At 68.5% G+C, this 8,475-nt stretch carries 7 protein-coding genes; 1 reads left to right on the top strand and 6 read right to left on the bottom strand.

Annotated features, from left to right (window positions below):
• On the bottom strand, positions 1-666 hold a 666-nt coding region (locus FFS27_RS23965), incomplete at its 3' end, for an asparaginase domain-containing protein (RefSeq protein ID WP_132695701.1).
• A gap of 99 nt (positions 667-765) precedes the next feature.
• Entirely contained in the window at positions 766-2,211 is a 1,446-nt protein-coding gene (locus FFS27_RS23960; protein WP_003089254.1) for an alanine/glycine:cation symporter family protein, read from the bottom strand.
• A 168-nt stretch (positions 2,212-2,379) separates the two neighbouring features.
• Between FFS27_RS23960 and FFS27_RS23955 the strand changes: the two genes are divergently transcribed.
• A complete protein-coding gene (locus FFS27_RS23955) occupies positions 2,380-3,198 on the top strand; it encodes a Cro/Cl family transcriptional regulator (protein WP_009315780.1) in 819 nt (272 codons plus the stop codon).
• A 132-nt stretch (positions 3,199-3,330) separates the two neighbouring features.
• On the opposite strand, the gene lpdA is transcribed toward FFS27_RS23955, so the two are convergent.
• From lpdA to FFS27_RS23935, 4 genes are read right to left on the bottom strand one after another with little or no spacing between them, the layout of a single operon-like run.
• Positions 3,331-4,725 carry a dihydrolipoyl dehydrogenase gene (gene lpdA / locus FFS27_RS23950; protein ID WP_015502930.1) on the bottom strand — a complete coding sequence of 465 codons (1,395 nt, stop codon included), beginning with the start codon at positions 4,723-4,725 and terminating at the stop codon, positions 3,331-3,333.
• A 3-nt stretch (positions 4,726-4,728) separates the two neighbouring features.
• Positions 4,729-6,015 (bottom strand): dihydrolipoamide acetyltransferase family protein, encoded by a 1,287-nt coding sequence (locus tag FFS27_RS23945; protein WP_015502931.1) that lies wholly within the window; start codon positions 6,013-6,015, stop codon positions 4,729-4,731.
• Positions 6,016-7,068 carry an alpha-ketoacid dehydrogenase subunit beta gene (locus FFS27_RS23940; RefSeq protein ID WP_003089248.1) on the bottom strand — a complete coding sequence of 351 codons (1,053 nt, stop codon included), beginning with the start codon at positions 7,066-7,068 and terminating at the stop codon, positions 6,016-6,018.
• Positions 7,065-8,297 (bottom strand): 3-methyl-2-oxobutanoate dehydrogenase (2-methylpropanoyl-transferring) subunit alpha, encoded by a 1,233-nt coding sequence (locus tag FFS27_RS23935; RefSeq protein ID WP_003111886.1) that lies wholly within the window; start codon positions 8,295-8,297, stop codon positions 7,065-7,067. The genes FFS27_RS23940 and FFS27_RS23935 overlap by 4 nt, the downstream gene beginning before the upstream one ends.
• Positions 8,298-8,475 lie beyond the last annotated feature (178 nt).

Raw genomic sequence — 8,475 nt, 5'->3', positions numbered from 1 at the left:
GTCGAGCAGCCCGCGCAGGTGCGCGGCGCGCAGCCCTGGATAGAGCGGCAGCACGGCGAGGTTCACTTCCCGGCGCGGCTGGCGGTAGCCGAGCGCCGCGGGCACCGGCGCATGCTCGGCGTGGCGCGGTCGCGGCAGTTCGGCGAAGGCGTCGAACGCATCGCTGCGCAGCTTGCTGACCCGCGCGCCGTGCAGCAGGGCATCGTTGAAATAGACCTGTACGCCGCGCGCGTGGCCCTCCTGGAGGACGCGCAGGGCGCCGACCAGGTTGTCCCAGGCATCGCTGCCCGGCGCGCCGGCCGGCAGCATGGAGCCGGTCAGCAGCACCGGGATCGGCAGGTCGAGGAGCAGGAAGGACAGCGCCGCGGCGCTGTAGGCCAGGGTGTCGGTGCCGTGCAGGAGCAGCACGCCGTCGTGGCCGGCGTCGAGCGCGGCGACGATGGCGTCGCGCATCGCCAGCCAGTTGCCCTGGGTCATGTTGGCGCTGTCCAGCGGCGGTTGCAGTTCGGCGAAGCGCCAGCGCAGGTCCGGGGCGTCGCCGAGGCTTTGCAGGTGGTCGCGCATGCGCGCTTCGAAGCCGCCGGCCGGGGCCAGGCCCTGCGGGGTCTGCAACATGCCGATGGTGCCGCCGGTGTAGAGCACGAAGAGGTTCTTGACTGGGAGCATCCGTAATCCTTGTGTCGGGCCTTTTCGCGACGGACGTGCGAAGAGGGGACGCCATTGTGGCGCAGGCGCCGCTCCAGGGGGAGGGCGCCTGCGCGAAACTCAGCGAGTGCCGCTCGGCAGCGGCTCGGCGTCCGCCTGCGCCGGGGGCTCGGCGTGCTGGCCGGCGGGCCAGGCTTCGCGGTCCAGGTCGAGGTCGGCGAACTGCGCCGAGTCGAACACCGGCTGCTTGATCCCGGCGCGGCGCTGCACGTCGTAGTCGCGCATCACCCGCAGGCCGACCTTGAACAGCAGAGCCAGGGCCATCAGGTTGACGAAGGCCAGGCAGGTCATGGTGATGTCGGCGAAGGCGAACACGGTGGACAGGTCCTGCACCGAGCCCCAGACCACCAGGGCCAGCACCAGCGCGCGGTAGCCGATCAGCACCAGGCGGTTGCGGCTGAGGAACTGCAGGCTGTTCTCGCCCAGGTAGAAGTTGTAGAGGATGCAGGTGAAGACGAACAGCGACAGGGCCACGCTGACGAACACCCGGCCCCAGTCGCCGACCACCGCGGCCAGGGAGTTCTGGGTGAGGACGATGCCGTCGCCTTCGAAGCCCGGGGTGTAGAAGCCCGAGAGCAGGATCAGCAGGGCGGTGCAGGTGCAGATCACGAAGGTGTCGAGGAACACGCTGAAGGCCTGGACCACGCCCTGCGCCGCCGGATGGCGCACGGCGGCGACCGCGGCGACGTTCGGCGCGCTGCCCAGGCCGGCCTCGTTGGCGAAGACGCCGCGCTTGACGCCCATCACGATGGCGCTGCCGAGTAGGCCGCCGAACGCCGGGTCGAGGCCGAAGGCGCTCTTGACGATGGTTTCCAGCATTGCCGGGACGTGCTCGATCTGGCTGGCGATGACGTACAGGGTGACGCCGATGTAGGCCAGGGTCTTGATCGGCACCAGCAGGTCGGAGACCGCGGCGATGCGCTTGATGCCGCCGATGAAGACCACGCCGAGCAGCACCGCCAGGGCGATCCCGGTGTGCTGCGGGGCGAAGCCGAAGGCGTTCTGCAGCGAATGGGTGACGGTGTAGGACTGCAGGCCGTTGAAGGCGAAGCCGTAGGTCACCAGCAGGAGTACCGCGAAGACCACCGCCATCGAGCGCAGCTTCAGGCCGTGCTGGATGTAGTAGGACGGGCCGCCGCGATACAGGCCGTCGCCGTCGCTGCGCTTGTAGACCTGGGCCAGGGTGCATTCGAAGAAGCTGCTGGACATGCCGACCAGCGCGGTGACCCACATCCAGAACACCGCCCCCGGACCGCCGAGGGTCACGGCGATGCCGACCCCGGCGATGTTGCCGGCGCCGACCCGGCCGGCGAGGCTCAGCATCAGGGCCTGGAAGGAACTGAGCTGGCCGGCCTGGCCGCGCAGTGATTCCCTGAACACGCCGAACATGTGGCCGAAGTGGCGGAACTGGACGAAGCGCGAACGGATCGTGAAGTAGGCGCCCAGGCCGACGATCAGGACGATGAGGACTTTTCCGGAAAGGAAATCGTTGAGCATTTCAAGCATGGAGGTCTACCTCGGTTCTTATTCTGGTGTCGGCGTGCGTTGCGGCAGCGCCTTGGTGCGCGGCGCATGGTTGGCCATGACGCACCCGGTTACAATTTCGCGGGTTGCTCCTGCTTGATGCGACCTGATGCTAGAATCGCGTCCATAGCATCACTTTCGGAGCCGCCGATGTCCGAGCACCTGGGCGCCAATCTCAAGCTGCTTTGCAGCCATTACCGCTCGATTTCCGAGGTTTGCCGGCAATTGGCGATCAATCGCGCGCAGTTCAACAAGTACCTCAGCGGCCAGAGCCAGCCGACGCCCTACAACCGCAAGCGGATCGGCGACTTCTTCGGCGTCGAGGACTACGAGCTGGGCTTGCCGCCCGAGCAGTTCGCCCGCCTGATCGGCGCCCGTGCCAGCGCCCAGCCGCGCCAGTCCAGCAACGACCCGCTGTTGCGGCTGCTGCAACCGCTGCGCGCCGAGGCCGGCGACCTGAGCCGCTACTGCGGCTACTACTTCGAATATGCCAACTGCATGTCGGTGCCAGGCAGCATCCTGCTCTCCCTGGTGCATCTCTACGAGGAAGACGGCGTGTTCCTCTTCGAGCGCCAGGAACGCCAGGAGCGCACCAGCAGTACCGACGTGCAGGCGGAGGAGTGGGCGCGCTGCCGCTACCTCGGCGCGGCCTTCCAGTTGCAGGACCGGGTGTTCCTGATCGACTACGAGTCGCTGACCCTCAACGAGATGAGCCAGACCATCCTCATTCCCAGTTTCAAGAGCCGTATCACCCGCCTGAACGGCCTGAAGATGGGCGTTTCCAGCGGTGACCGGCGGACCCCGGCATGCAGCCGGGTAGTCTGGGAGTACCTCGGTGCGGAAATCAACCGGATCAACGCCTACCGCCAGGTGCGCCTGTACCGCCCGGACGATCCGCGGATCGACGAGGATATTCGCCAGCGCCTGGCGGCGGGGAGCTTGCGGCATGGGTTGCTGGAGACGGAGTGAGGGGCGGGGGATCGCGCAGGGCGGTGAGACCTGCTGACGACCCGGTTCGCGGCCACGAAAAAAGCCCCCTTGCCCGACGGGCAAGGGGGTAATGTGCGCCGGTGGTTGGCCGGCTACCGAGGTTCGCGGGAATCAGATGTGCAGGGCGTGTCCCAGCGCGCGCAGGGCGGCTTCCTGGACCGCTTCGCCGAGGGTCGGATGGGCGTGGATGGTGCCGGCGATGTCTTCCAGGCGGGCGCCCATCTCCAGCGACTGGGCGAAGGCCGTGGACAGTTCCGAGACCGCCTTGCCCACCGCCTGCCAGCCGACGACCAGATGGTTGTCGCGACGCGCCACCACGCGGACGAAGCCTTCGTTGGCCTCCAGGGTCATGGCGCGGCCGTTGGCGGCGAACGGGAAGCTCGCCACCAGGCAGTCCAGGCCGGCATCCTTCGCCTGCTCCGGGGACAACCCGGCGACCACCACTTCCGGATCGGTGAAGCACACCGCGGGGATCGCCACCGGGGCGAACTGGCGACGCTTGCCGGCGATCAGCTCGGCGACCATCTCGCCCTGGGCCATGGCCCGGTGCGCGAGCATCGGCTCGCCGGCGAGATCGCCGATGGCCCAGACATTGCGCATCGAGGTGCGGCACTGGTCGTCGACCTTCACCGCCCGGCCGTTCATGTCCAGGCCCAGGCTTTCCAGGTTCCAGCCTTCGCTGCGCGGCTTGCGGCCGACCGCCACCAGTACCTGGTCGGCGACGATCTCGCGCTCCTCGCCGGCGCCGTCGCGGACCCGCACGCCGTTCTCGCTCGGGCCCAGCAGGCTGTGCCCGAGGTACAGCTCGACGCCCAGCTTGCGCAAGGCCTGGGCCACCGGCTTGGTCAGTTCTTCGTCGTAGCCCGGCAGGATGCGCGGTTGCGCTTCCACCACCGCCACCTCGACGCCGAGCTTGCGGTAGGCGGTGCCCAGCTCCAGGCCGATGTAGCCGCCGCCGACCACCACCAGGCGCTTGGGCAGGCTGCCGGGCGCCAGCGCCTCGGTGGAGGAGATCACCTTGCCGCCCAGCGGCAGGATCGGTAGCTCGACGCTCTGCGAGCCGGCGGCCAGCAGCAGGTGCTCGCACTCGATGCGCTGGCTGCCGCCGCCGGCGAGTTCGACCGCCACGCTTTTGCCGTCGAGGATCCTCGCCCAGCCCTGGACGACATCGACCCCGTGTTTCTTCAGCAGCGCGGCGACGCCGCTGGTGAGGCGGTCGACGATGGCGTCCTTCCATTCCACGGTGCGGGCGATGTCGATGCTCGGCGCCTGTACCTGGATGCCCAGCGCCGACCGGCCGGCATAGTGGCGGGCCTTGAGGTATTCCTCGGCGGCGTGGATCAGCGCCTTCGACGGGATGCAGCCGACGTTCAGGCAGGTGCCGCCGAGGGCGGCGCCCTCCACCAGTACGGTGGGAATGCCCAGTTGCCCGGCACGGATCGCCGCGACGTAGCCGCCGGGACCGCCGCCGACGATCAGCAGGGAAGTCTTCAGGATCTGGCTCATCGCTTACTCCAGGAACAGGGTGGCAGGATGTTCGAGCAGGCCGCGCACGGCCTGGATGAAGGCCGCCGCGTCCATCCCGTCGACCACCCGGTGGTCGAAGGAGGAGGAGAGGTTCATCATCTTGCGCACGACGATGTTGCCGCCGACCACCATCGGTCGCTCGACGATGCGGTTGACGCCGACGATGGCCACCTCAGGATGGTTGATCACCGGTGTGCTGACGATCCCGCCGAGCGCGCCGAGGCTGCTCAGGGTGATGGTCGAGCCGGACAGCTCCTGGCGTTGCGCCTTGCCGCTGCGCGCGGCTTCGGCCAGGCGCGCCACTTCGCTGGCGTTGCCCCAGAGGTCGCGCGATTCGGCGTGGCGCAGCACCGGCACCATCAGGCCGTTGTCGCTCTGGGTGGCGATGCCGACGTGCACCGCGCCGTAGCGGGTGACCACCTCGGCCTCGTCGTCGTAGCGCGCGTTCAACTGCGGGAAGTCGCGCAGCGCCACGACCATGGCGCGGACCAGGAACGGCAGCAGGGTCAGCTTGCCGCGCTGGCCACCCCATTTCTGGTTGAGATGGGCGCGCAGGGCTTCCAGGTCGGTGACGTCGATTTCCTCGACATAGCTGAAATGCGGGATGCGTCGCTTGGCGTCCTGCATCTTCTGGGCGATCTTGCGACGCAGGCCGATCACCGGCACCGCCTGTTCGTCGTGTCGCTCGGCATACCCTTGCGCGGCGCCGCCGCTGCGCGTGACGCTGCCGTCCTGGGTCAGGTAGGCATCGAGGTCCTCGTGGAGGACGCGTCCGGCGGGACCGCTGCCCTGCACGAATTGCAACTCGATGCCCAGGTCGCGGGCGCGCTGGCGCACCGCGGGGGAGGCCAGCGGGCGTTCGCCGGGCTGGCGCCGCTGCCGTGGCGCCTCGCTGTCGCGCAAGGCGCGCGGCGCTTCGGCGGCGGCTTTCGGCGGCGCGACCGGGGTCTCCTTGGGTTCCTCCGGGGCGGCTGCGACGGACGCGGCCGGCGTCGCCGCGGCCGGACTCTCGGCGAGGTTGCCGGCGCCTTCCACCTCCAGGCGGATCAGTTCGCCGCCCACCGCCATCACCTGGCCCGGCTGGCCGCCGAGGGCGAGGATGCGTCCGGCCACCGGCGAGGGGATCTCCACCGTGGCCTTGTCGGTCATCACCTCAGCGAGAACCTGGTCTTCATTGACCGAGTCGCCGACCTGGACATGCCACTCCACCAGTTCGACCTCGGCGATGCCTTCCCCGATGTCCGGCATCTTGATCACATGGGTACCCATTCAGACCTCCATCACACGCTTGAATGCCGCGCCGACGCGCGCGGGGCCGGGGAAATACGCCCACTCCTGGGCATGCGGGTAGGGGGTGTCCCAACCGGTGACGCGCTCGATCGGCGCCTCCAGGTGGTGGAAGCAGTGCTCCTGCACCAGCGACATCAGCTCGGCGCCGAACCCGCAGGTGCGGGTCGCCTCGTGGGCGATGACGCAGCGGCCGGTCTTCTTCACCGAGGCGACGATGGTTTCCAGGTCCAGCGGCCAGAGGCTGCGCAGGTCGATGATCTCGGCGTCCAGGCCGGTCTCGTCGGCCGCGGCCTGGGCCACGTAGACCATGGTGCCGTAGGTCAGCACGGTCAGCGCCGCGCCGGGGCGGACGATCGCCGCCTTGTCCAGCGGCACCTTGTAGTAGCCGTCCGGCACCTGGCTCGCCGGATGCTTGGACCAGGGCGTCACCGGGCGGTCGTGGTGGCCATCGAACGGGCCGTTGTAGAGGCGCTTGGGCTCGAGGAAGATCACCGGGTCGTCGTTCTCGATGCAGGCGATCAGCAGGCCCTTGGCGTCGTAGGGGTTGGACGGCATCACCGTGCGCAGGCCGCAGACCTGGGTGAACATCGCCTCCGGGCTCTGGCTGTGCGTTTGCCCGCCGTAGATGCCGCCGCCACAGGGCATGCGTACGGTCATCGGCACGATGAAGTCGCCGGCCGAGCGATAGCGCAGGCGCGCCGCCTCGGAGATCAACTGGTCGGAGGCCGGGTAGACGTAGTCGGCGAACTGGATCTCCACCACCGGGCGCAGGCCGTAGGCGCCCATGCCGACCGCGGCGCCGATGATGCCGCTCTCGGAGATCGGCGCATCGAACACCCGCGAGGTGCCGTATTTCTTCTGCAGGCCTTCGGTGCAGCGGAACACGCCGCCGAAGTAGCCGACGTCCTGGCCGAATACCACCACGTCGTCGTCGCGCTCGAGCATGATGTCCATCGCCGAGCGCAGCGCCTGGATCATGGTCATGCTGGTGACCGTCTGGGCGTTCTCGTGTTGCGGGTTCATGGCATTCATACCCCGAGCTCCTGGCGTTGCCGGCGCAGGTGCTCCGGCAGTTCTGCATAGACGTCCTCGAACATGCTGGCGGCGCTCGGCACCCGGCCGTCGATCAGGGTGCCATGGCTCTCCGCCTGTTTCTGCGCGGCCAGTACTTCGGCTTCGAGGGCCTTGTGGGTGGCTTCGTGCTGTTCCTCCGACCAGATGCCGAGGCCGATCATGTGCCGCTTCAGGCGGGCGATCGGGTCGCCCAGCGGGAAGTTGGTCCAGTCGTCGGCGGGGCGGTACTTGGACGGGTCGTCCGAAGTCGAGTGCGGGCCGGCGCGGTAGGTGACCCATTCGATCAGGCTCGGCCCGAGGTTGCGCCGGGCGCGCTCGGCGGCCCACTCGGAGGCGGCGTAGACCGCCAGGAAGTCATTGCCGTCGACCCGCAGCGAGGCGATCCCGCAGCCCACGCCACGGTTGGCGAAGGTGGTGCCTTCGCCGCCGGCGATGGCCTGGAAGGTGGAGATCGCCCACTGGTTGTTGACCACGTTGAGGATTACCGGCGCGCGGTAGACATGGGCGAAGGTGAGGGCGGTGTGGAAGTCCGACTCGGCGGTGGCGCCGTCGCCGATCCAGGCCGAGGCGATGCGCGTGTCGCCCTTGATCGCCGAGGCCATGCCCCAGCCGACCGCCTGGATGAACTGGGTGGCGAGGTTGCCGGAGATGGAGAAGAAACCGGCCTCCTTGCTCGAGTACATGATCGGTAGCTGGCGGCCCTTGAGCGGGTCGGCCTCGTTGGAGAGAAGCTGGCAGATCATGTCCACCAGCGGGTATTCGCGGGTGATCAGGATGCCTTGCTGGCGATAGGTCGGGAAGCACATGTCGCCGTCGCGCAGGGCCAGGGTGTGGGCGGTGGCGATGGCTTCCTCGCCGAGGCACTGCATATAGAAGGAAAGCTTTTTCTGCCGTTGCGCGGTGAGCATGCGCGCGTCGAACAGACGGGTCTTGAGCATCGCCCGCATGCCGCGCAGCAGTTGTTCGTTGCTGAGCTGCGGATTCCAGGGACCGACGGCGTGGCCGTCGTCGTCGAGCACGCGTACCAGGCTGTAGGCCAGGTCGCTGGTCTCGGCGGGCTCGACATCCACCGGCGGCTTGCGTACCTCGCCGGCGGGGGACAGGTGCAGATAGGAAAAGTCGGTCTTGCAGCCAGGACGCCCGGTGGGCTCCGGGACATGCAGACGCAACGGCTCGTAATCACTCATGACAGGCCTCCGGCCCGGTCCGGGCCAAACGGTTGGAGAGATCAGAAACGGGCGAACGGCGCTCGAAGCGGCGGACTGGGCGGATGGCGGGTTCCCGTCCTGTGGGTGGGGGCGGGTTGCAGGCATGCCGGGTACGGCAGGCGCGGTCGTACTGGGTGACGTCTGGCTCTTATACACA

Origin of the sequence: Pseudomonas sp. 2VD (assembly GCF_005503585.1) — a bacterium.
In the GTDB taxonomy this organism is placed as follows: domain Bacteria; phylum Pseudomonadota; class Gammaproteobacteria; order Pseudomonadales; family Pseudomonadaceae; genus Pseudomonas; species Pseudomonas aeruginosa.
The sequence above is the reverse complement of the archived record's forward strand: the minus strand, read 5'-3'. Positions and strand labels throughout refer to the sequence as shown.

Coding starts and splice junctions, on each gene's coding strand:
- FFS27_RS23960 (WP_003089254.1), bottom strand. CDS start 2,211: ATGCTTGAAATGCTCAACGATTTCCTTTCCGGAAAAGTCCTCATCGTC.
- FFS27_RS23955 (WP_009315780.1), top strand. CDS start 2,380: ATGTCCGAGCACCTGGGCGCCAATCTCAAGCTGCTTTGCAGCCATTAC.
- lpdA (WP_015502930.1), bottom strand. CDS start 4,725: ATGAGCCAGATCCTGAAGACTTCCCTGCTGATCGTCGGCGGCGGTCCC.
- FFS27_RS23945 (WP_015502931.1), bottom strand. CDS start 6,015: ATGGGTACCCATGTGATCAAGATGCCGGACATCGGGGAAGGCATCGCC.
- FFS27_RS23940 (WP_003089248.1), bottom strand. CDS start 7,068: ATGAATGCCATGAACCCGCAACACGAGAACGCCCAGACGGTCACCAGC.
- FFS27_RS23935 (WP_003111886.1), bottom strand. CDS start 8,297: ATGAGTGATTACGAGCCGTTGCGTCTGCATGTCCCGGAGCCCACCGGG.